This is a genomic window from Polaromonas sp. P1_F1 (assembly GCF_056405795.1).
In genome coordinates this window covers 61,294-83,838 of record NZ_JBFUBJ010000010.1, presented here as the reverse complement: position 1 = coordinate 83,838, position 22,545 = coordinate 61,294, and the positions used below count along the sequence as shown (strand labels likewise).

Below are 22,545 nucleotides of genomic sequence, written 5' to 3'. Positions count from 1 at the left end.
GCCTTGTCATCAAGAGGCCGCTTGCAGCCATGCCTGGCTCACATCTGGCGGCCACAGTGGCATCACGGCGCTTGCAATGCGGCCGGAACCTCAAGACGCTTCACCGTTCAACGTCAACCTTCAAGGAGTTCACCATGAAAACCATGTTCTCTGCTACTGTCCTGACCGCCCTTACATGCACCCTGCTGGCGGCAGGTTTTGCCACCCCCGCCGAAGCGGCCAGCCGCCACGTGGTGCGGACCAGTGCCGATGGCAGCGCCACCGCCACCAGGGCGATCACCCGCGAGGGCCCGCAAGGCGGCACACGGGTGCGCAACCGCAGCACCACCGCCGACGGGCAAGGCAATGCCAGCACCGTGGGCAGCGCCTCCACAACAGGCCCCAACGGCGCCACCGCCGTGCGTAGCGGCCAGGCCAACCGCAGCGCGGACGGCTCGGCGCAGCGCAGTGGAGAGTTTGCTGCCACCGGCGCCAAAGGCAGCGTGCAAAGCAGCGGCAGCAGCAGCAAGACCGCCGATGGCGCCGTCAACGCCAGCCGCAACACCACCGCCACCAGCGCCGCCACCGGCAACAGCGTGCAAAGCACGGCGTCCTACAACCAGGCCACCGGCGTTACCCGCAGCACGACCTGCTACGACGCCGCCGGTGCGGCGATGAGTTGCCCGTCGCGCTGAGCGGGGCTGGGCTTTTTACCGAATTCAATTTTCAAAATTTTCAACCTTCATCTGGAGCACTCTCATGACCCCTTCGTTCAATCTCCGCGCACTTTCAATCATTGGTCTGCTGGCACTAGGTACCGCAGCCCATGCCCAGGCACCCAACGCCGCCCGACTGGAAAAGGCCCGCACCGAACTGCAAAAACGCTTTGAAGCGGCCGACACCAACAAGGACGGCAAGCTGACCCGCGAGGAGGCGCAGGCAAAAATGCCCAAGGTGTACAAAAACTTTGACGCCATCGACGCCAGCCATGCAGGCACTATCTCGCTGACCGACATCGAGACCTTTGTGACATCGAAAAAAGGCTCGCGCAAACCGGCTGGCTAATGACTGCGCATCGCGCCGCCCGAATGCCTGACCCATCGTTGACGCACAAGGTCAGAGGCGGGCCGGATATGCTGTCCGGCCTGCCCGCCGCAATACCACTGGAGCCATGACATGTCCCTTGCCCCTCGCCTCCTCACGCACTGGCCGACGCTTGCGCTGGTGCTCACCGCGGTTCTCTACGCCGGGCCGGCACCTGCCCAGCAGGACAGCGGCCGCCTGGCGAGAAAAACCGCCAGATCCACCGTACCGGCCGGTGTGCGCCAAATCCCCGATATCGCCTACGGCACAGACCCGCGCCAGCGCATGGATGCCTACCTGCCGCAGCAGCCGGCAGCCAACGCACCGGTCATCGTCATGGTGCACGGCGGTGCCTGGATGGTGGGCAACAAGGCGATGGCCAACGTGACCGACAACAAGGTGGCCTGGTGGGTCAAACAGAAGGGCTACATCCTGGTGTCGGTGGGCTATCGCCTGTCGCCGCAGGTTGACCCGCTGGTGCAGGCGCGCGATGTGGCCAGTGCCCTGGCCAAGACGCAGGCCATGGCCGCCTCGTGGGGTGGCGATCCGGCCAAGGTCATTCTTATGGGGCATTCGGCGGGCGCACACCTGGTGGCACTGCTGGGTGCCTCGCCGGCATTGGCCTATACGTCAGGCGCCAGGCCGTGGCTAGGCACTGTGGCACTTGACAGCGCCGCGCTGGACCTTGAGCGCATCATGAAAGCGCGGCACATGCGGTTTTATGACCGCGTATTTGGCACTGACCCGGCCTACTGGCGCACTGTGTCGCCCACCAGCGTGCTGGCGGCTGACGCCACGCCGATGCTGCTGGTCTGCTCGACACAACGGGCGGATGACCCCTGCGCACAGTCGCGTGACTTTGCTGCGAAAGTGACGGCCAAAGGCGTGCGGGCCAGCGTGCTGCCGCAAGACCTGACGCACGAACAGGTCAACACCACGCTGGGCCTGCCCGGCGGGTATACCGATGCGGTAGACGGCTTTATGGCGGGGCTGCTGCCGCGCTGATGGATTTAAGTAAATACAGGCTGCAGCCCGCAGTAAACGGGCGCAAGACGCTATTTATTTGATAGCGAATCAGGCTCAGCTACTTCGCCGCACCAGGCTCTGCCGCGGCCGGAGCGGCATTGCGGCGGTGGTAGGTGAAAAACGTCCACATCATCAGCGTGGCGTCGGGGCCTTCAGGCTCGCTGTATTCCATGCTGGCGTCTCCGCCGCTCCAGGCGTGGCCCAGGGCATCTACGTCGCACTTCACCAGCTGCGGCTTGCGGCCGGCGTACCAGGTCGTGGTCTGGTAGGCATGGCGTGGCCGCCTGCCGCTGCGGCGCTCGGGGTAACGGCGAACCACCGGCTCGAGGCGGGCCGCATTTTGGGTAATGACCGGGTTGTTGATGATTTCGAACTGCTCGGCCAGCTGCTCGGCGTTCACCCGCCGCACCACGGCATCGTTGTCGCCATGGATCAGGATGGCCGGCATGCCCGGGAACGCCGGCTGGTCGCTGGCAAACAAGCGCGCCACCGCATCGTAAGACGAGCCCGAGCCGTGTTGCATGGCCCGGTAGGCGCTGAAGGGCGAGTGGGTGGTGCCGAACACGGGTGCGGAATGCATGCCCACGGCCGCGATCAACTCCGGGTGGCGCAGTGCCACGATGGCCGCCAGCGCGGCGCCGGCCGACAGGCCCGCCACGTAAGTTCGTGAAGCGTCAAGCCCGTGTTTTTGCTGCACCTGGGAAATCATGGCGGCGATCACGCCCACATCGCCCTCCCCGTTTTGTGTGGCCCGCTTGTACCAGTGCCAGCAGCGGTGGGCGTCGGCCGCACTGGATTGCTGGGGGTACAGCACCGCAAAACCCTTGCGCTCGGCCAGTTCGTTCATGCGGCTGCCCGCTGCAAAGTCAGCCGCCGTCTGCTGGCAGCCGTGCAACATGACCACCAGCGGGCGCGGTGCTGCAGGGGCATCGGGAACCCCGGCAGTAATGGCCGTAGTGGCCGTAGCGGCCGCGGCAGGAAGATACAGCCAATACAGCATGCGCCGGGAATCCGTCAGCAAGCCGTCCCCGGGCAAGGTAAACCAGGCCTTGCGCCAGGTGCCGGGCAACCCGGCTGCGGCGCGGGCCTGTGCCGCCGTGGGCCGGCGGGCTTTTTTGGCGGGCCGGACAACCACCGGTTTCAACAGCTTGACCCCGGGCCTGCGCCGGCGCGGCGTTGTGGTGGCAGGCAACGCCGGCGTGACCTTGGGAAGCAGGCTTTCAAACAGCCGCAAGCCCTGCGCCTGCTGGGCCTTGCCCATGCGGCGCATGCTTTTAAGCCAAAGACTGCTTATGCTTCTGGACATGGTTTGACAAAAAGTGGTGGGGCCATCTGGGGTCGGTTCGAGGTCTGCGTCTACTTTGATTTCCAGGAAGGGATTTGCGCCAGATCAATAAGTACACGGTCATTTTGCTGCATTGCAACAAAATGTCTACCAGCATGGCCATAAAACATTGAATTCGGCGCTTTCCGTCACAAAATCGGGGTTACAAAATGCTAAAACCCGAGCCGCTACGATGGAGCCTGGGAGCGCTTGTACCATTTCGGCGCGTTATCAGCGCCATTTCAGCGCGTACACGCACCATTTAGAGTCTTTTCGTGCTTTCCGGCCTTTGCCCTGTTTGCCCTCTTTTGAACGACCGCACATTTCTTTTCGCTTTTCGCCTGTTTTCTCATGCCCGAATTCCTGACCGCCGCCCTTTACCAGTTCGTTGAGCTGCCCGATTTCGCCGAGCTGCAGGCGCCGCTGCTGGCGCAGTGTGAGGCCCATGGTGTCAAGGGCACGCTGCTGCTTGCGGCAGAAGGCATCAACGGCACGATTGCCGGGCCGGAAGGCGGCGTGCGCGCGGTGCTGGCCTATCTGCGCAGTGACCCGCGCCTGGCGAAGCTGGAGCACAAGGAAGCATGGGCTGAGTCCATGCCCTTCTACCGGATGAAGGTGCGCCTCAAGCGAGAGATCGTCACCATGGGTGTGCCGGAAGTCCACCCCGCGCTGATGGCCGGCGAATACGTCAAGCCGCAGGAATGGAATCAGCTGATCAACGAACCGGGCGTGGTGCTGGTCGATACACGCAACGACTACGAGGTGTCCATCGGCACCTTCCACGGCGCCATCAACCCGCACACCAGCAGCTTTTCAGAGCTGCCCGGCTGGGTAGAGCGCGAAATGGCCGAAGGCGGCAAGCTGGCGGCGCATGACGGCAAAAAGCCGAAGGTGGCCATGTTCTGCACCGGGGGCATCCGCTGCGAAAAGTCCACCGCGCTGCTGCGTTCCAAAGGCTTTGAAGAGGTCTACCACCTCGAAGGCGGGATCCTTAAATACCTGGAAACCGTGCCCGAGGCGCAAAGCACCTGGGAAGGCGAATGTTTTGTGTTTGATGAGCGTGTGTCCGTCGGCCACGGCCTCAAGCCCGGCGCCTTCACGCTGTGCCGCTCGTGCCGCGATCCGCTGAGCGAAGAAGACCGCCAGTCGCCGCTGTACGAGCTGGGCGTGAGCTGCGCGCACTGCCATGCAAAGACCACGGAAGAACAGAAAACCGGCTACCGCGAGCGCCAGCGCCAGGTCGAGCTGGCCGAAGCGCGCAATGCCGCGCACATCGGCGTGCGGCAATCCGGCACCTGAAGTACCTGGTGTCTCAGGCCATGAACAGCTCCCTGCCCGTCCTGTATTCCTTTCGCCGCTGCCCGTATGCCATGCGCGCGCGGCTGGCGCTGGCCGTGAGTGGCGAGCCGCACGAGCTGCGCGAAGTCGTGTTGAAGAACAAACCCATGCCAATGCTGGCCGCGTCACCCAAAGGCACGGTGCCCGTGCTGGTGCTGCCCGGCGGCGAAGTCATTGATGAAAGCCTGGACGTGATGCTGTGGGCACTGCGGCGCAATGATCCCGAGGGCTGGCTCTCACCACCCAAGGGTTCCATCGATGACATGCTCGCGCTGATTGCCGGCAACGACGGTGCTTTCAAGCGCAGCCTGGACCGCTACAAATACCCGAATCGCTACACCGAAGAATCCGCAGGCAATACCGAGGCTTTTGCGCAGCTGCAGCGCGGCCTGGGTGCGGCATGGCTGCTCAAGCTGGACGGCATGCTGGCAGGCGGGTGGCTGTTTGGCGCACGCGCCAGCCTGGCCGACATGGCGCTGCTGCCATTTGTGCGCCAGTTCGCGCATACCGACCCCGCCTGGTTTGCAGGCCAGCCCTGGCCGCAACTGCTAGCCTGGCTGGCGCACTTTGAAGCCAGCGCGCTATATGCCGGCGTGATGGACAAGCATGCGCCATGGCAGGCGGGCACAGCATGAAGCTTCAGTCGCTATCAAATCAATAGCTTCTTGCGCTCGCCTTCATTGGGCTTGGCAGCAATTTTGTGCCTGAGATTTGGGGGAATCGGAAAAAACTGCTGCCGGGGGCTTGCGGTTTGATTTGCCTTTTGCAGGCATGTACCGGAACAAGGACTTTCAACGTAAAGCGCAACCAAAACCTTGCAAAACCGCTGGATCGCGTGGGGGCTGCTCCTGCAGACTGTGAGGAAGCAACAGCAGCAACAAACAGTCAGCTCTGCCGGTTTCCCTTTCGCCACTTCACGACGCCAGCCACTCACCATGCACATCCGAATCGCCACCCCGCAAGACGAGCCAGCCATCGTGGCCATGGCCGTCGCCTTTCGCAACCATCTGGAGCGGCACACGCCCTCGGACGCCCAGTTTGGCGACAGCGTCCGCAAGTTGCTTGGGTCGCAAGACGCGGAATTCTTCATCGCCATGGTTCACGGCCAAGCCGCGGGTTACGTGCTGCAACGCTATCGCCATTCCATGTGGGCCAGCGGCACCGAGGCCACCATTGAAGACCTGTTTGTTGACCCGTCCGTTCGCAGGCAGGGTACGGGCAAGGCGCTCATCGAGTTCGCACTGGCGCATGCGTGCCAGGCCGGCTGCGCCAGCGTGTGCCTGGACACGAACGAGTTCAATGCGGCTTCGACCAGAATCTATACGGGCCTCGGGTTTAGCGCCATGTCAAAACGCTGGAACGGCCGGCAGATTTTCTTTCGCAAGTCAGTTGAGGGTCGGCTTCAAGCGGCCTAGCGGTGAATCCGCGTAGACAGCACCACTGAGGTATTGGTGCGCTCCACCCCGTCGAGCAGGCCAATGCCGTCGATCAGCGCGTCCAGCCGCTCGATCGAGCCGGCCTGCACGATGGCGATCATGTCGAAGGTGCCGCTGACCGAGAGCAGTGAGCGGACCTCGGGGATCTTGCGCAGCGCCGCCTCGACCGGGCCCGACAGCTTGGGGCCGACGGTGAGCATCACGTGGGCGGCTACCTGCGATTGCTCATAGGCGTCGCCGGTGCGCACGCCGTAACCGGTGATGACCTTGTCACGCTCCAGCCGCTCTATGCGGGCCTGCACTGCCGTGCGCGACAGGCTCACCTTGCGGGCGAGCAAGGCCACCGGGCAACGCGCGTTTTCACGCAGCTCGCTGAGCAATATCTGGTCTATGGCGTCAAGGTTCATGCGTTGGGGTGGGCCGCGCCCTGTTATGGGAGATGAATAGTCAAATAGAAGGTAGAAATCTTCTATTTGTCTAAATTATCGCTTCTATTTGTATAAATTGATACTACCAACCGCCGGTACTGCGTTCCACAATCACTCAAGGCCCCTCGCTTGGAGGGGCCCCCAAAGGAGCTGATATGAAAAAGATCATGGTGGTAGGCGCAGGCAAAATCGGCTCAACCATTGCCGCCCTGCTGGGCGCCAGCCAGGACTATGCGGTCACGGTGGTGGATGCATCACAGGCCGCACTGGCAGGCATGAAGGCCAGCGCCGGGGTTCAATTAAAAGTGCTGGACGTCACCGACCCTGTCGCCCTGCGCGCGGAGCTTGAAGGGCAGTTTGCGGTGCTCAGTGCGGCGCCGTTTCATCTCACCACGTCCATTGCCGAAGCTGCCGTGGCAGCCGGTGTGCACTACCTGGATCTGACCGAAGACGTGGCCAGCACGCGGCGCGTACGTGAACTGGCCGCCACCGCGCGCTCGGCGCTGATCCCGCAGTGCGGCCTGGCGCCGGGCTTTGTGTCCATCGTGGCGGCCGACCTGTGCCGGCGGTTTGACAGCCTGCACAGCGTGCGCATGCGCGTGGGCGCCCTGCCCCAGTACCCGTCGAACGCGCTGAACTACAACCTGACCTGGAGCACCGACGGCGTCATCAACGAGTACTGCGAGCCCTGCGAAGCCATTGTGGAAGGCGTGCTGCGCGAGGTGCCGCCGCTGGCCGAGCACGAGGAGTTTTCGCTCGACGGCGTGACCTACGAGGCCTTCAATACTTCAGGCGGCTTGGGCACCTTGTGCGAGACGCTTCAAAGCAAGGTCACCAACCTCAACTACAAGACCATCCGCTACCCCGGCCACGCGGCCATCATGAAGGCCCTGCTCAACGACCTGCGCCTGCGCGACCGCCGCGGTGTGCTCAAGGACATCCTGGAAAACGCCCTGCCCACGACGATGCAGGACGTGGTCATCGTGTTCGTCACCGTGAGCGGCCAGCGCGAGGGCCGGCTGATGCAGGAGACCTACGCCCACAAGGTATACAGCCATGTGGTCGGCGGCGTGCTGCGCAGCGCGATCCAGATCACCACGGCGGCTGGTATTTGTACGGTGCTGGACTTGCTGGCTAACGGGCGGTTGCCTGCGCAGGGGTTTGTGCGGCAGGAGGATATTGCGTTGGGGGATTTTCTGGCCAACCGGTTTGGTAACGCTTATGCGCCTTTGGTGGAGCGGGCTGTGGCTTGAGGTTTTTTGGAAAACAGGCGTTGCGGTTAGTGGGGATGAGCGCTGGATGCTATTGAATTGATAGCAGTTCTCTTTTGGGGTTGTTGTTGATTTGATGGGCGCGCTCTTCGCTGAATTTTGCTGGCCGGGGGTTGCCCGGCGGCAAGTCACTTTCTTTTGCTTCGCCAAAAGAAAGTAACCCAAGAAAAGGCGACCCGCAGTCTGGGTCCCTACGCTGCGCTACGGGCAACCTGCGGTGCTCGAGGCAAGCGGGGTCTCGCTCGAACTCGCTACGTTGCACTTCGCTCAGACAATCGCGATCCCTGATCCGCTTGCCTCTGCGCTCCTCGGCCCAGCCAGGACGGGGAAGTCCGAATTCGAATACAAAAAACCAAATCCAATACCCACAAGGACACGCCATGGCGTGTCCTTGTTTCTTCAGGTATTCGGAGTTTTGTCTTCGGCTGCTTGGTATTCCTTCTCCCCACCCCTTCTGTATGCGCCGAGGAGCGCAGGTTCAGGCGGATCAGGGATCGCGATTGTCTGAGCCGAAGGCGAGTTCGAGCGAGACCCCGCCTGGACCGAGCACCGCAGGTTGCCCGTAGCGAAGCGGAGGGACGCAGACAGCAGGGTCGCCTTTTCTTTGCTTACTTTCTTTTGGCGAAGCAAAAGAAAGTGAGTAGCCGCCGGGCTACCCCCGGCCAGCAACCCTCAGACGAGAGCATCCAAGCCAGAACAAGCCCGATCAACAAAAACCACCTAAGACATCTCAGGCGCAATCATCTCCGCATACTCATAAAGCGCCCCAAGAACCGCCTCCCCCCGCTCATCCGCCGTCTCCGCCAACACATCAATCTCGGCAAACAGCGCATCCACATTGCGCGCCCCGCCCTCACCTTCGAGCAGGCGCGCAGCGCGGTGCGCCTCCCAGCGTTCCGCGTCTTCGGGCGACAGGGTCTCGGCAAAGTTGCGTGCCCGGTAACGAAACACCAGCTCCCCGAGTCGTTCGTCGTCAAAGCCGATGCGGGCGTGGGCCAGCTCGGCGGGTGACAAGGCGCGCAACTGGTTCAGGCGGCGGCGGTCGGTGTTGTTGATGAAGCCGCCGTACAGGTCTTCGTCGACATCCGGCGTGGGCTCTTTGGGCCGCTGGAAGACTTCGGGCCAAATGGCGCTCATGTCGGGCAGGCTGGCCGCTTTCTCGGCGTTGGCCAGGGCTGCGGGGATGTCTACATTCCATTTGGCCGCCATCTCCGGCGACAGCGTGGCGAGCTTGCGCACGACCATGGGTGACTTGTTCAGGTGAACCGATTTGATGGGCAGGCGCAGCACACCTTCGGGCAGCTCGGCCGATTTGCTGAAGAGGCGTTGCCGCAGCGTGGCAACGTCGAGCAAAGGCAGCTCACTCGGGTCTTGCGACAAGTCCCAGGCCAGCAGCTCGTTCTTGTTCGTCGGATGCGTTGCCAGCGGCCACATGACGGCCAGGCAGCCGCGCTCTGGCGGGAACATGCCCGAGACGTGCAAAAACGGCTGGGCCGTTTGCGGGCTGGTGGGCAGGCCCAGCTCTGCGGCCACGCGGTCTTTTTTATGCAGGCCCAGGCAAAAATCAAAGAGCTTGGGTTGCGCTTTGCGGATCAGGCGGGCCAGCGCGATGGTGGCGCGCACGTCAGACAGGGCGTCGTGCGCCGACTCGTGCATGAGGCCGTTGGCACGCGCCAGGTCTTCGAGCTTGAAGCTGGGGCGTACGGCGCTGGCGTCGTCCGGCCTGCGTTCATCGGGCTTGAGCGGCCAGGCGATGCCTTCGGGCCGCAGCGCATAGGCCATGCGCACGACATCGAGCAGATCCCAGCGGCCGCAGTCGTTTTGCCATTCGCGCGCATACGGGTCAATGAGGTTGCGCCAGAACAGGTAGCGCGTGACTTCGTCGTCGAAGCGGATGGTGTTGTAGCCCACGCCGATCGTGCCGGGCTCGGCCAGCACGGCTTCGATCTGCGCGGCGAATTCGTGCTCGGCCACACCACGCTCCATGCACAACTGGGGAGTGATGCCGGTGAGCAGGCAGGACTCTGGATTGGGCAGGTAGTCGTTGGCCGGCTTGCAATAAATCATCAGCGGCTCGCCGATTTCATTGAGCTCTGCGTCGGTGCGAATGCCGGCAAACTGCGCGGGCCGGTCACGGCGCGGGTTGATGCCGAAGGTTTCGTAGTCGTGCCAGAGGAAGGTGTGGGGCATGAAGAACTCGAAGTAGGTAATTAGAGCAAGGGGGAAAACAGCCGCGCCGTGGCATCGAGCAGGCGCATCAAAAAATTCTGGGGGCGATGTGCGCGCACAGGCGCGGCGCTGAGCAGGTCGGTTTCAAACTGCGCAGCGAGCGGCCCTGCCAGCGCGGGGCCGTAGACCACGGCCATCACTTCAAAGTTGAGGCGAAAACTGCGGTTGTCGAAATTGGCGGTGCCGACCATGGCACAGCTGTCGTCGACGACCAGTGTTTTGGAGTGCAGCATGCGGGCCTTGTACTCCCAGACCTTGACACCGGCAGCGATCAGTTCGTCGAAGTAGGAGCGCGCCGCGGCGCTGACAATAAAGCTGTCGCTGCGGCGCGGCACCAGCAGGCGCACGTCGACGCCGCGCAGCGCGGCGCTGGTCAGCGCCATCAGCGCGGGCTCTCCCGGCACGAAGTAAGGCGTGGTCAGCCAGGCGCGCTGGGTGGAGGCATTGATGGCGGCCAGGTGCATGCGGTGAATCGGCTCCAGCATGTTGTCCGGCCCGCTGGTCACCACCTGCACCGGAATGTCGCCGGCTTCTTCGTCGGGCACCAGGAGGGGCAGCAGGTGCGGAAGGGTCCCGTCCGTGTCGGCTATCGATTCGCCGGTGGCGTAGGTCCAGTCTTCCAGGAAGGTGGTCTGCAGCCATCGCACCGCGCTGCCTTCAATGCGCAGGTGCACATCATGGTAGGCATCGGCGCGGGTACGCCGGTCTTCTTCATCGGTGATGTTGACGCCGCCCGTGAAGCCGACGCGGCCGTCGCAGACGACGATCTTGCGGTGGGTACGGTAGTTGGTCACCGGGCGCAGGCGGCGGCCTATGCGGGTATCGTGAAAGAACGCAATCTCGACGCCGGCAGCCTCCAGTGGCGCCAGAAACCGGCTCCCAAGCCGCTTGGAGCCGAGCGCATCGACCAGCAGCCGTACCTTGACGCCCTGCTCAGCCCTTTCGGCCAGCAGGTCACGCAGGGCAGTGCCGATGCGGTCGGGCTCAAAAATATAGTACTCGAGGTGCACATGATGGCGGGCGTCGCGGATCGCGTCGAAGATGCTGTCGAAGGTATGCGCACCCCCTGAAAGCAGCTGGACGCCGGTAGCACTGGACACCGGAAGACCGCAGGCGGCGGTTCCCAGGGCGGTCATCTGCCGCAGGGCCGGAGGTGCTCTTTCGGCCACGCCCTGCAACTGGGCCAGATCGGCATCGCCACGCGCGCCGGCGCGGCTGCGCAGCCGCTTGAGGCGCTGCTTTTTGAGGCGCTGGGGACCGAGGAAGTAGTAAATCACGAAGCCGGCAAACGGCAGCAAGGCCAGCGACAGGATCCAGCTCATGGTGGAGACCGGCGCGCGCTTTTGCATCACGATCCAGACCGACAGCACGGCAATGTAGGCACTCCATGCCAGGGAGAGGCCGGTTTTCCATTCTGAGCTGAGTTCGGGAAGGGTCAAGGCGGGGCGTCTTTTGTTTTAGGAAGCGCGGGTGAAATGAAAAAAGGCCGATAGCGTGATGCTACCGGCCTTTTTTGGGTGCGCGGAACTATCCGCTCCGCTGGATTGGTGGATCCGCGAAATGGTCAGTTGGTCTCTGCCGCTTCGGCTTCCGGCTTGGCTTTGCCTTCCTTCTTGGGCAGCGGCTGGATGTCGAGCTGGACTTCCCCGGTCTCAACGCCCTTCTCGTCCGTCGTGACCTTCATGTCCACCGTCAGGCGGCCACCGTCGGTCAGCCGGCCAAACAGCAGCTCGTCGGCCAGCGCACGGCGGATCGTGTCCTGGATCAGGCGCTGCATCGGGCGGGCACCCATCAGCGGATCAAAGCCCTTCTTGCCGAGGTACTTGCGCAACGTGTCGGTGAAGGTGACTTCCACCTTCTTCTCGGCAAGTTGCGTTTCAAGCTGCAGCAGGAATTTGTCGACCACGCGCAGGATGACGGTTTCGTCCAGTGCCTTGAAGCTGACAGTCGCGTCCAGGCGGTTGCGGAACTCGGGCGTGAACAGGCGCTTGATGTCGGCCATCTCGTCGCCGGACTCGCGCGGGTTGGTAAAGCCGATGGTCGCCTTGTTCATCGTCTCGGCACCGGCGTTGGTGGTCATGACGATGATGACGTTGCGGAAATCGGCCTTGCGCCCGTTGTTGTCCGTCAGCGTGCCGTGGTCCATGACCTGCAGCAACACGTTGAAGATGTCCGGGTGCGCCTTTTCGATCTCGTCAAGCAGCAGCACGGCGTGCGGCTTCTTCGTGATGGCCTCGGTCAGCAGGCCACCCTGGTCAAAACCGACGTAACCCGGAGGTGCGCCAATCAGGCGGCTCACGGCGTGGCGTTCCATGTACTCGGACATGTCGAAGCGGATCAACTCGATGCCCATGATGTAAGCCAGTTGCTTGGCAGCTTCCGTCTTGCCGACGCCCGTGGGGCCGGAGAACAGGAAGGAGCCGATCGGCTTGTCGTCCTTGCCCAGGCCGGAGCGCGCCATCTTGACGGCCGAGGCCAGCACTTCAAGGGCCTTGTCCTGGCCGAAGACCACGCTCTTCAGGTCGCGCTCGAGCGTCTGCAGCTTGCCGCGGTCGTCGTTGGAGACATTGGCGGGCGGGATGCGGGCGATCTTGGCGACGATCTCTTCGACCTCAGCCTTGGTGATGATCTTCTTGCGTTTGGACGCGGGCAGGATACGCTGGGCAGCGCCGGCTTCATCGATCACGTCAATGGCCTTGTCGGGCAGATGGCGGTCGTTGATGTACTTGGCGCTGAGCTCGGCAGCAGCCTGCAGGGCGGCCACGGCGTACTTGACGCTGTGGTGCTCTTCAAAGCGCGACTTCAGGCCCTTGAGGATGTCGACCGTTTCCTGCACGGTAGGCTCGACCACATCGACCTTCTGGAAGCGGCGCGACAGGGCCGCATCTTTTTCGAAGATGCCGCGGTATTCGGTGAAGGTGGTCGCGCCTATGCACTTGAGCTGGCCGCTGGACAGCGCCGGCTTGAGCAGGTTGGACGCATCCAGCGTGCCACCCGAGGCCGCACCGGCACCGATCAGGGTGTGGATTTCGTCGATAAAGAGGATGCCGTTGGGTTTGTCCTTCAGTGCCTTGAGCACGCCCTTCAGGCGTTGTTCGAAGTCACCGCGGTACTTGGTGCCGGCCAGCAACGCGCCCATATCGAGCGAGTACACATTGGCTTCGGCCAGGATCTCGGGCACGTCTTTTTGCGTGATGCGCCAGGCCAGGCCCTCGGCAATCGCGGTTTTACCCACACCGGCCTCACCGACCAGCAACGGATTGTTCTTGCGGCGGCGGCAGAGAATCTGAATGACGCGCTCGACTTCATACTGGCGGCCGATCAGCGGATCGATTTTGCCGTCCCTGGCGAGCTGGTTCAGGTTGACGGTGAATTGCTCAAGCGGTGAGGCTTTTTCGTTCTTCTCGCCGCCCTCTTCGTTCTCGGCGGCGCTCTCGCCAGCCTTGGCTGGTTCGGGCGGGTCGCTCTTCTTGATGCCGTGTGCAATGAAATTCACCACGTCCAGGCGGGTTACGCCCTGCTGGTGGAGGTAATACACGGCGTGTGAATCCTTTTCACCAAAAATGGCGACCAGCACATTGGCGCCGGTGACTTCCTTCTTGCCATTGCCGGTGGACTGTACGTGCATGATGGCGCGCTGGATCACGCGCTGGAAGCCCAGCGTGGGCTGCGTGTCGACATCGTCGGTGCCGGCGACCTGCGGGGTGTTGTCCTTGATGAAATTGGCCAACGACTTGCGCAAGTCGTCCACATTGGCTGAGCAGGCGCGCAATACCTCGGCCGCACTGGGGTTGTCCAGCAAGGCAAGCAAGAGATGCTCAACGGTGATGAACTCGTGGCGCTGCTGACGCGCCTCGACAAACGCCATATGCAAGCTGACTTCTAGTTCCTGGGCAATCATTGATCTTCCTTTCGGCTTGCTTGGGTTAACTCTACTGACTTATGAAGGGAATATTGGCCGGATTTACGATTATTCAATGGGCTCACTGACACACTGCAGCGGATGGCCGTTTTTCCGGGCAGCTTCGGTCACCTGGTCCACCTTGGTCGCCGCTACGTCCCTGGAAAACACGCCGCAGACGCCTTTGCCGTCCAGATGGATCTTCAGCATGATCTGCGTGGCGGTGTCATGGTCCTTGTTGAAAAACTCCTGGATTACCACCACCACGAACTCCATGGGGGTGTAGTCGTCGTTGAGCAGGACCACCTGGTACATCTGCGGGGGCTTGGTCTTTTGCGGCCGGCGCTCCAATACGACCGACTCTCCCCCATTGCCGTTATCAGGCTTGATAGCCGGGACTGGGGGCTGCACCGGAGAGTTGGGGGATTTGGGAGACTTGGTTGCCATGGAATTCATTCTAGCCACCGATGTAGTCCAGTGCGCCTGATAGGGAAATTGGTGGCGGGAACGCGACATTCAAGCGTGATTTTTTTCCTTTTCTGCGGCCAAGAAAAAAACCGCCGCGGGATTGCTCCCGGGCGGTTCTCGGAAAAACCGGCTGAGCCAGCTTTACATGTGGTCGATCATGACCTGGCCAAAGCCGGAGCAGCTGACCTGGGTTGCGCCTTCCATGAGGCGGGCGAAGTCATAAGTGACCTTCTTGGAGTCGATGGATTTTTCCATCGAGCTGATGATCAGGTCGGCAGCCTTGGTCCAGCCCATGTGGCGCAGCATCATTTCGGCCGAGAGGATTTCGGAACCGGGGTTCACGTAGTCCTTGCCGGCATACTTGGGCGCAGTACCGTGGGTGGCTTCAAACATGGCGACAGTGTCGCTCAGGTTGGCGCCGGGAGCGATGCCGATGCCGCCGACCTGGGCAGCCAGCGCGTCGGACACGTAGTCGCCGTTCAGGTTCAGGGTAGCGATCACGCTGTATTCAGCGGGACGCAGCAGGATCTGCTGCAGGAAAGCATCGGCGATGCTGTCCTTGACGGTGATTTCCTTGCCGGTCTTGGGGTTCTTGAACTTCATCCATGGGCCGCCGTCGATTTCCACAGCGCCGAATTCCTTCTTGGCCAGGGCATAAGCCCAGTCACGGAAGCCGCCTTCGGTGAACTTCATGATGTTGCCCTTGTGCACGATGGTCACGCTGGGCTTGTCGTTGTCGATGGCGTACTGGATGGCCTTGCGCACCAGGCGCTCGGTGCCTTCGCTGGAAACCGGCTTGATACCGATGCCGGAGGTGTTCGGGAAGCGAATCTTCTTGACGCCCATCTCGTCCTGCAGGAACTTGATGAGTTTTTTGGCCTTGTCGCTGCCGGATTCGAACTCGATGCCGGCGTAGATGTCCTCCGAGTTTTCGCGGAAGATGACCATGTGGGTCTTTTCAGGCTCTTTGACGGGCGAAGGAACGCCCTTGAAATACTGGATGGGGCGCAGACAGACGTAAAGATCCAGCTCCTGGCGCAGCGCAACGTTCAGGCTGCGGATGCCGCCGCCCACAGGGGTCGTCAGCGGACCCTTGATCGACACGACGTAGTCACGAACAGCGTGCAGGGTTTCTTCTGGCAGCCAGACGTCCGGGCCATAGACCTTGGTCGACTTCTCACCGGCAAACACTTCCATCCAGTGGATCTTTTTCTTGCCGCCGTAGGCTTTGGCAACAGCAGCATCAACCACTTTCAGCATAACCGGCGTAATGTCTGCGCCGGTGCCGTCGCCTTCAATGAACGGAATGATGGGTTCGTCAGGTACGTTCAACGAGTTGTCGGCATTGACAGTGATTTTTTGGCCTTGGGAAGGCACCTTGATGTGCTGATACATGAACAAAAGTCTCCGGTAAGCGCAAGGCGTCCAGGGGCACGCCACGCAACAGTTAGGTAAAAACCCCTAAATTCTAGCCGTAAAACCATACAGCAAAAGAATTTGGGGGCATCGTGTCAACGGCTTTGGAACCGGCCTCGTTACGGTAGGGCCTCCGAGAAGTTCGGGGTATTTTTTCCAATAACGTTATCAAAGGAAATTCCAAATGAACAAAATCCTCGCTGCTTTGATCGCTGGCCTCTTCGCTGCTGGTGCTTTCGCACAAGCTTCCGCTCCTGCGGCTACTCCAGCCAAGCCAGCTGTTGCCGCAACGCCAGCCGCTCCCGCTGCAAAAGCAGAAGCCAAAGCTGAAGCCAAGCCAGCCAAAATGACCAAAGAAGAAAAAGCTGCTGCCAAGGCCGCAAAGAAAGAAAAAGCTGCTGCTGACAAGAAAGCAAAAGCTGAAGCCGCTGCAGCCAAGAAAGCCGAAGCTGCTGCCGCCAAAAAAGCAAAAGCTGAAGCCAAGAAGTAATTCCTGGTGACTTCGGTCAAAATGCCCGCCGCGTGCGGGCATTTTTTATGCGCGTCGTTTATGCTGGCCGATCAACTTCATGCGTGGTGACTCTATGTTTTTCAAACCCGGTACCGTCTTGTTTCGTGGGGCGTTCAAGGGCCTCACCCAGATGCTGGCTGTTGCCGCCCTGTTCGTGCCCCTGGGTGCTTCGGCGCAGGACGGCCCCCAGATGAATTTACAGCGCGTCAAGCTGTCGGCCGGCATGCACCTGATTGATGCGCAGGTGGCCCTCACGCCGGAACAGCGGCAAATCGGCCTGATGTTCCGCAAGGAAATGCCGCAACAGGAAGGCATGATTTTTATCTTCGAGCAGCCAGCCCAGCAGTGCTTCTGGATGAAAAACACCTTGCTGCCGCTGACCGCCGCCTTTGTGGCGGATGACGGCACCATCGTGAACCTCGCCGACATGAAACCTCAAACCACAGACCCACACTGCTCTGCCCAACCCGTGCGCTTTGTCCTGGAAATGAACAAGGGCTGGTTTGCGCGAAAACGCATCAAGGCCGGCAGCAAACTGGGCGGCCCGATTTTCGAGGCGAAGCGCTGATTTCTCGCTTTTAAAACAAAAAAGCCGACTCATGTCGGCTTTTTTGTGGGCGAAGGCCTCTCGCCTCAGGCGAAGTTGGCCTCGGCAAAACTCCAGTTCACCAGATTGGAGAGGAAGGTCTCGACAAATTTCGGACGCAGGTTGCGGTAGTCAATGTAGTAGGCATGCTCCCAGACATCCACCGTCAGCAAGGCCTTATCGGCAGTGGTGAGCGGGGTACCTGCCGGGCCGGTGTTGACAATATCAACCGTGCCGTCGGCTTTTTTTACAAGCCACGTCCAGCCGGAACCGAAATTGCCAACGGCCGACTTGACGAAAGCCTCTTTGAACGCAGCGTAAGAGCCAAACTTGGCATTGATGGCTGCAGCCAGTGCGCCGCCAGGCTCGCCGCCGCCAGCGGGCTTCATGCAGCTCCAGAAGAAGGTGTGGTTCCAGATCTGGGCAGCATTGTTGTACACACCACCACTGGATTTCTTGACGATCTCTTCGAGCGTCATGGCTTCAAACTCAGTGCCCTTTTGCAGGTTGTTGAGGTTCACCACGTAAGCATTGTGGTGCTTGCCATGGTGGTATTCAAAGGCTTCCTGGCTGTAATGCGGCGCCAGGGCGTCGATCGGGTACGGTAGCGGGGGGAGTTTGTGTTCCATGATTTTTTCCTCGTGGTGATGAATAAACTGCTTTTAACGATGTCATTGTAAAAACTAAATCAGTCTGCGCGCAGAAACTGTCAAATCGACCTCGCCGTCGGCAAGGGTAGCGCGTACAGGTTGCCCCACATGGGTCTTTTCGCGGCTTGTAATGGGTTGCCCCTGAAGGTCGGCAAGCCAGGCGTAGCCGCGCTTCAGAACCAGTTTGGGGTCCAGCAACTCAAGCCTTAACTGCGCGCGCTCGATGCGCTGCCGGCCGCGCTGCAGGCTGCCTTGCACTTCGTGCGGAAAATTGCTGCCCAAGACCTGTAGCTTGCGCTGTTCGTGCTGCAGTGCCAAACGCGCTGCATGGCTCAGGCTCTGGCCGAGCCCGGCCAGGCGGGCATGCTGCCTGGTAACCAGATGCGACGGCCGGCTAATCCGGGAAGCCGCCCAGTCCAGGCGCTGGTTGTGCGACTCCAGCTGGCGGTCTACGCCGTTTTGCAGCCGCGACACGGCCATGTCGAGCGCACCCAACCACACCGCTTGGGGCTGCGCGCAGAGTTCTGCCGCGGCGGTCGGCGTGGGCGCACGCACGTCAGCGCAAAAATCGACGATCGTGAAATCGGTTTCATGCCCTACCCCGCTAATCACTGGCATGGGCGATTCCACCAGGGTTCGGGCGAGCTGCTCATCATTAAAAGCCCACAGGTCTTCCATGGCGCCGCCACCGCGTACCACCAGCAAGACATCCACGCGGTCCTGGGATCGCCGCTGATAGGCTTTGAGCAAAGCGGCGCGCAATTCGCCGGCTGCCTGGCTGCCCTGCACGCTGGCAGGATAAATAACCACGGGAATATGCGGCACACGGCGCTGCAAAGCACTCGTGACATCGTGCAAGGCGGCGGCACCCAGCGAAGTCACCACACCAATGGCGCGGGGCAGCAAAGGCAAAGGCCTTTTACGGCCTGGGTCGAAAAGGCCCTCAGCTTCAAGTCTGGCCTTGAGCAGCAGGAACTGTTCAAAAAGATTGCCCTGGCCTGCCTGGCGCATGGACTCGACCACCAGTTGTAGTTCACCGCGCGGCTCATAAACACCCAGCCGTCCCCGCAGCTCCACCAATTGGCCGTCGCGCGGGGAAAACTCCAGCATCGTGGCAGCGCGGCGAAACATGGCGCAGCGAACCTGCCCCTGTTCATCTTTGAGCGAAAAATAGCAGTGGCCGCTGGCTGCACGCGAAAACCCGCTGATCTCACCCTGCACCGCGACCGGGTTAAATCGGGCTTCAAGGCTGTCCGAAATAGCCCTTAGCAAAGACCCGACGGGCCATACCCGGATGCCCGCGTCGCGCGCTCCCGCTTGCGGCTTCTCGGAAGGAGCCGATGCATCAAACACCCCTAAATCCCTTGGTAATCCGGGTGTAATACTCCACAGAGAGCCGTCCCTCAAGGCTCGACCCCCTGGTTTCGCGCGGATATCGAGATAAATTCGTGTAACTCATTGATTTTGAATAACTTAATTCTGCTCAAAATTTCATCGTTCTGTCACATGCACGATTTGGCGCGGCTTGCAGGCCGCTGCGCCACCACTTGCTAACAAAGTTATCCACAGCTTCTGTGGGCTACGTCCGACACGCGATCACGTTGCGAACATTTAACAGATCAGGCTCAGCCGCAACGAGATGGCAGTTTCTGTAAGCCATAATCCACCACAACTTACTGCCTGGAGATGTGCATTGTTTTCGATCATACAAGCCGCAGGTTGGCCGATTTGGCCCCTGGTTGCCTGCTCTGTCTTGGCCCTTGCTCTGGTTATCGAGCGTTTTACCAGCCTTAAAACCCGAAAAGTCGCCCCCGCCAAGTTGCTTGACGAAGCCATCACCGTCTCCCGCGCCTCCGTCCCCTCACCCGATGTCGTGGCGCAGCTTGAACAAAACTCGCTGCTCGGCGAAGTGCTTGCCAGCGGTTTTCGCGCCCTGAACACCAATCCAAGGATCAGCGAGGATGACCTGCGTTCCACGCTGGAAGGCGCAGGACGCAAGGCGGCCCACAAGCTGGAACGATACTTGGCAGCCCTGGCGACCATCGCCTCTGCCGCCCCCCTGCTCGGCCTATTGGGCACAGTCATCGGCATGATCGAGATTTTCGGCTCCCAGGCAGGTGGTGGAGGTGTGAGCAATGCCGCTGGCGGCAACCCTGCCCAGTTGGCGCAAGGCATTTCGATTGCGCTCTACAACACGGCTTTCGGCCTGATGGTGGCCATTCCCTCGCTGATTTTCTGGCGCTATTTCCGGGCGCGAGTGGACGGATATCTGCTGACGATGGAGCTGGCGGCCGAGCGTTTTGTACGCCACCTCAATACCCTCAGAAAATGAACTTCCGCCCCCATCCTCATGACGAGCCGGAGATCAATCTGATCCCCTTCATCGATGTACTGCTCGTGGTGCTGATCTTCCTGATGCTGTCCACCACCTACAGCAAGTTCACCGAACTTCAGGTCAAGCTGCCGATCGCCAACGCCGAACAGCAGCGCGATTATCCCAAGGAAGTCATCGTCGCCGTGAGCAGCGACGGCCGCTACATGGTCAACAAGACTCTGGTGGAAGGCCGTGGCATCGAAGTGCTGGGAGCCGCGCTTGCCGAAGCAGCGAAAGCCGGCAAGGAAAGCGTCATCATCATCAGCGCCGATGCCAACGCCACGCATCAGGCCGTTATTACGGTCATGGAGGCCGCACGCCGCCAGGGGCTGACACAAATCACATTTGCAACGCAAAGCGCCGCAACGGCCGGGGCCAGATAGGCCAGGGCCGGTTGCCCATTCCATGCAGCCTTCGCGGCGAAATGGCAGTCATCACGTGAAACAGATTTTGCAGAATGCCTGGCGCAAACGGGGTTGGCCGGCATGCCTGCTCTGGCCGCTGGCCCAGGCCTATGGCCTGGTCGTGCGGCTGCGGTGGGTGCTGTATCGCCGTCACATTCTCCGGTCCGAACATTTCGGCGTTCCGGTGATCGTGGTCGGAAACGTCATTGCCGGCGGCGCCGGAAAAACACCGCTGGTGATTGCCCTGGTGAAACATCTGCAGGCGCAACAGATACGGGTGGGGGTGGTGTCGCGGGGTTATGGACGGCACGGCACCGCCTGCCTGGAGGTGGTCCCCGGCGCATCCCCTCACCTCACAGGCGACGAGCCGGCCCTTATCAAGCGCGCAACGGGTGCGCCTGTTTTTGTTGCCGGCAAGCGTGCAGACGCCGTGCGCGCATTGCTTGCGGCATATCCGGGCACGGCTGTAGTCGTGTGTGACGACGGTCTGCAGCACTACGCCCTGCAGCGCGATATCGAGATTGCCGTGTTCGATGACCGAGGTGTGGGGAACGGCTGGCTGCTACCGGCAGGTCCGTTGCGTGAGCCCTGGCCCGCACGCGAACGGGTTGGCTTGAATTTTGTGCTGCACACCGGGCAAAAACCGGCATTTGAAGGGTTTGTTTCCAACCGGAAACTGAGCAACGAAGCTTATTCCGCCCGGGACGAACCGGTCTCGCTGGCGAGCCTGCGGGGCCGGCCTCTGGCGGCACTTGCGGGCATAGCCAATCCTGAAGCATTTTTCGGAATGCTGAGGGAAACCGGCCTGACGCTGCAGGCCACAACGGCCCTGCCCGACCACCATGACTTCACCGATCAAGACCTGGAAGCGGAGGAACTCAAAGGGCGTGTGGTGCTGTGCACTGAAAAAGACGCCGTCAAGCTTTTTGCCCTGCAGGGCACATCACAAAAGGAGGTTCTGGCCGTACCTTTGGTGTTTACGCCCGAACCAGCGTTCTTTGCCGCACTCGATGCCCGGCTGGCCCCGCTGATTTCTCCCTTACCATCAGGCCATGGACACCAAACTGCTTGAACTGCTGGTCTGCCCTGTGACCAAAGGCCCGCTCGACTACGACCGGGAAAAACAGGAACTTGTTTCCCGCAGCGCCCGCCTCGCCTACCCGGTGCGCGACGGGCTTCCCGTGCTGCTGGAAAGCGAAGCGCGGACCTTGACTGATGAAGAACTCGGTCTGTGAACGGCGCCTTGAAAAAAACAAGCAAGACCCCGAAAGCATGAGCTTCACCGTCCTCATTCCGGCCAGGCTGGCCTCTACACGCCTGCCCAACAAGCCGCTGGCCGACATCGGCGGTGCACCCATGGTCGTGCGTGTTGCGCAGCGCGCGATGCGGAGCACTGCCCTGCGCACCGTCGTCGCAACCGACAGTAACGAAATCATCGAAAAATGCGCGTCTTTCGGCATCGCCGCCGTGCTGACACGAGAAGACCACCCCAGCGGCAGCGACCGGCTCGCGGAAGCCTGCAGCGTGCTGGGACTCGCGGACGACGACATTGTGGTGAATGTGCAAGGTGACGAGCCGCTGATTGACCCGGCCTTGATCGACGCGGTCGCACGCCTGCTCATCGAGCGCCCAGACTGCGCCATGAGCACGGCGGCGCATGCCATCCAGCAGCTGGCCGACCTGAACAACCCCAATGTGGTCAAGGTGGTGCTTGATGCGCGCCATACGGCCCTTTACTTCAGCCGCTCACCCATTCCGGCCGCGCGCGACTTTACCGGCAAGGCGTGGTGGGAGGCCGGCAGCAGCCTGCCCCGGCCACTCCGGCACGTAGGCATTTACGGCTATCGGGTGGGATTTCTGCGGGAGTTCCCGCGCCTTCCCCAGTCGCCACTCGAGCAACTGGAGTGCCTTGAGCAACTCCGGGCGCTGTGGCACGGCCATCGCATCGCCGTGCACATCACTGGCGACGCGCCTGGGCCGGGCGTTGACACGCCGGAAGACCTGGACCTCGCCCGCAAGCTGTTTTCCTGACCTGCCCTCCCCGGCATGACGCGGGCTCGTAAGTTGCTGTCAGGGGTGCATGCTATCCTTGGGAAAAACACAAGTGTGAGGCCTGCAGGG

General features: G+C 61.4%; 23 protein-coding genes. 14 read left to right on the top strand and 9 right to left on the bottom strand.

Annotated elements, in window-relative coordinates:
* Window positions 1-134 precede the first annotated feature (134 nt).
* From AC1DZE_RS21340 to AC1DZE_RS21330, 3 genes are all read left to right on the top strand, one after another.
* On the top strand, window positions 135-674 hold the full coding sequence (locus AC1DZE_RS21340; protein ID WP_477674001.1) for a hypothetical protein: 540 nt from the start codon (window positions 135-137) through the stop codon (window positions 672-674).
* A 64-nt stretch (window positions 675-738) separates the two neighbouring features.
* On the top strand, window positions 739-1,044 hold the full coding sequence (locus tag AC1DZE_RS21335; protein ID WP_477674000.1) for an EF-hand domain-containing protein: 306 nt from the start codon (window positions 739-741) through the stop codon (window positions 1,042-1,044).
* 111 nt (window positions 1,045-1,155) lie between these two features.
* On the top strand, window positions 1,156-2,067 hold the full coding sequence (locus AC1DZE_RS21330; RefSeq protein WP_477700514.1) for an alpha/beta hydrolase: 912 nt from the start codon (window positions 1,156-1,158) through the stop codon (window positions 2,065-2,067).
* Window positions 2,068-2,146: 79 nt separating this feature from the next.
* Here the strand turns inward: AC1DZE_RS21330 and AC1DZE_RS21325 are convergent, their stop codons facing one another.
* Window positions 2,147-3,394 carry an extracellular catalytic domain type 1 short-chain-length polyhydroxyalkanoate depolymerase gene (locus tag AC1DZE_RS21325; RefSeq protein ID WP_477700513.1) on the bottom strand — a complete coding sequence of 416 codons (1,248 nt, stop codon included), beginning with the start codon at window positions 3,392-3,394 and terminating at the stop codon, window positions 2,147-2,149.
* A gap of 369 nt (window positions 3,395-3,763) precedes the next feature.
* Here AC1DZE_RS21325 and trhO point away from each other — a divergent pair, with 369 nt between their 5' ends.
* The 3 genes from trhO (at window position 3,764) to AC1DZE_RS21310 (ending at window position 6,165) form a co-directional block, all read left to right on the top strand.
* Window positions 3,764-4,711 (top strand): oxygen-dependent tRNA uridine(34) hydroxylase TrhO, encoded by a 948-nt coding sequence (gene trhO, locus AC1DZE_RS21320; protein ID WP_477700512.1) that lies wholly within the window; start codon window positions 3,764-3,766, stop codon window positions 4,709-4,711.
* 20 nt (window positions 4,712-4,731) lie between these two features.
* Window positions 4,732-5,385, top strand: coding sequence for a glutathione S-transferase (locus tag AC1DZE_RS21315; RefSeq protein WP_477700511.1), 654 nt, complete (start codon window positions 4,732-4,734; stop codon window positions 5,383-5,385).
* 300 nt (window positions 5,386-5,685) lie between these two features.
* Entirely contained in the window at window positions 5,686-6,165 is a 480-nt protein-coding gene (locus AC1DZE_RS21310) for a GNAT family N-acetyltransferase (RefSeq protein WP_477674743.1), read from the top strand.
* On the opposite strand, the gene AC1DZE_RS21305 is transcribed toward AC1DZE_RS21310, so the two are convergent.
* On the bottom strand, window positions 6,162-6,593 hold the full coding sequence (locus tag AC1DZE_RS21305; protein ID WP_477669432.1) for an Lrp/AsnC family transcriptional regulator: 432 nt from the start codon (window positions 6,591-6,593) through the stop codon (window positions 6,162-6,164). The two genes, AC1DZE_RS21310 and AC1DZE_RS21305, sit on opposite strands and share 4 nt — an antisense overlap.
* Before the next feature lie 176 nt (window positions 6,594-6,769).
* Between AC1DZE_RS21305 and AC1DZE_RS21300 the strand changes: the two genes are divergently transcribed.
* A complete protein-coding gene (locus AC1DZE_RS21300) occupies window positions 6,770-7,867 on the top strand; it encodes a saccharopine dehydrogenase family protein (RefSeq protein WP_477674494.1) in 1,098 nt (365 codons plus the stop codon).
* A 738-nt stretch (window positions 7,868-8,605) separates the two neighbouring features.
* Here AC1DZE_RS21300 and sbcB read toward each other — a convergent pair.
* The 5 genes from sbcB to icd form a co-directional block, all read right to left on the bottom strand.
* Entirely contained in the window at window positions 8,606-10,075 is a 1,470-nt protein-coding gene (gene sbcB, locus AC1DZE_RS21295; RefSeq protein WP_477672652.1) for an exodeoxyribonuclease I, read from the bottom strand.
* Between the two features lie 20 nt (window positions 10,076-10,095).
* A complete protein-coding gene (gene cls / locus AC1DZE_RS21290) occupies window positions 10,096-11,553 on the bottom strand; it encodes a cardiolipin synthase (protein WP_477669429.1) in 1,458 nt (485 codons plus the stop codon).
* A gap of 125 nt (window positions 11,554-11,678) precedes the next feature.
* The gene (gene clpA, locus AC1DZE_RS21285; protein WP_477669428.1) at window positions 11,679-14,015 is read right to left on the bottom strand and encodes an ATP-dependent Clp protease ATP-binding subunit ClpA; all 2,337 of its coding nucleotides are present in this window, start codon (window positions 14,013-14,015) and stop codon (window positions 11,679-11,681) included.
* A 69-nt stretch (window positions 14,016-14,084) separates the two neighbouring features.
* Window positions 14,085-14,462, bottom strand: coding sequence for an ATP-dependent Clp protease adapter ClpS (clpS, locus tag AC1DZE_RS21280; protein ID WP_457280765.1), 378 nt, complete (start codon window positions 14,460-14,462; stop codon window positions 14,085-14,087).
* Between the two features lie 162 nt (window positions 14,463-14,624).
* Entirely contained in the window at window positions 14,625-15,884 is a 1,260-nt protein-coding gene (gene icd / locus AC1DZE_RS21275; protein ID WP_457280764.1) for an NADP-dependent isocitrate dehydrogenase, read from the bottom strand.
* Between the two features lie 199 nt (window positions 15,885-16,083).
* Here icd and AC1DZE_RS21270 point away from each other — a divergent pair, with 199 nt between their 5' ends.
* Window positions 16,084-16,389 carry a hypothetical protein gene (locus AC1DZE_RS21270; protein WP_457280763.1) on the top strand — a complete coding sequence of 102 codons (306 nt, stop codon included), beginning with the start codon at window positions 16,084-16,086 and terminating at the stop codon, window positions 16,387-16,389.
* 94 nt (window positions 16,390-16,483) lie between these two features.
* Window positions 16,484-16,978 (top strand): DUF192 domain-containing protein, encoded by a 495-nt coding sequence (locus AC1DZE_RS21265; protein ID WP_477669427.1) that lies wholly within the window; start codon window positions 16,484-16,486, stop codon window positions 16,976-16,978.
* 65 nt (window positions 16,979-17,043) lie between these two features.
* Here the strand turns inward: AC1DZE_RS21265 and AC1DZE_RS21260 are convergent, their stop codons facing one another.
* Entirely contained in the window at window positions 17,044-17,625 is a 582-nt protein-coding gene (locus tag AC1DZE_RS21260; protein ID WP_431096247.1) for a Fe-Mn family superoxide dismutase, read from the bottom strand.
* Window positions 17,626-17,679: 54 nt separating this feature from the next.
* Window positions 17,680-18,999 (bottom strand): exodeoxyribonuclease VII large subunit, encoded by a 1,320-nt coding sequence (xseA, locus tag AC1DZE_RS21255; RefSeq protein ID WP_477669426.1) that lies wholly within the window; start codon window positions 18,997-18,999, stop codon window positions 17,680-17,682.
* 340 nt (window positions 19,000-19,339) lie between these two features.
* Here xseA and AC1DZE_RS21250 point away from each other — a divergent pair, with 340 nt between their 5' ends.
* Genes AC1DZE_RS21250 through kdsB form a run of 5 tightly spaced genes read left to right on the top strand, consistent with a single transcriptional unit; the run spans window position 19,340 to window position 22,455 of the window.
* Window positions 19,340-19,978: a MotA/TolQ/ExbB proton channel family protein gene (locus AC1DZE_RS21250; RefSeq protein ID WP_477648746.1), complete on the top strand. Its 639-nt coding sequence runs from the start codon at window positions 19,340-19,342 to the stop codon at window positions 19,976-19,978.
* Window positions 19,975-20,403, top strand: a complete 429-nt coding sequence (locus AC1DZE_RS21245) for an ExbD/TolR family protein (RefSeq protein ID WP_457280760.1) — start codon at window positions 19,975-19,977, stop codon at window positions 20,401-20,403. Before AC1DZE_RS21250 ends, AC1DZE_RS21245 begins: the two co-directional genes overlap by 4 nt.
* Before the next feature lie 22 nt (window positions 20,404-20,425).
* The gene (gene lpxK, locus AC1DZE_RS21240) at window positions 20,426-21,496 is read left to right on the top strand and encodes a tetraacyldisaccharide 4'-kinase (protein ID WP_477669425.1); all 1,071 of its coding nucleotides are present in this window, start codon (window positions 20,426-20,428) and stop codon (window positions 21,494-21,496) included.
* A complete protein-coding gene (locus tag AC1DZE_RS21235; protein WP_122956562.1) occupies window positions 21,477-21,659 on the top strand; it encodes a Trm112 family protein in 183 nt (60 codons plus the stop codon). Before lpxK ends, AC1DZE_RS21235 begins: the two co-directional genes overlap by 20 nt.
* Before the next feature lie 37 nt (window positions 21,660-21,696).
* Window positions 21,697-22,455 carry a 3-deoxy-manno-octulosonate cytidylyltransferase gene (kdsB, locus tag AC1DZE_RS21230; protein WP_477669424.1) on the top strand — a complete coding sequence of 253 codons (759 nt, stop codon included), beginning with the start codon at window positions 21,697-21,699 and terminating at the stop codon, window positions 22,453-22,455.
* Window positions 22,456-22,545 lie beyond the last annotated feature (90 nt).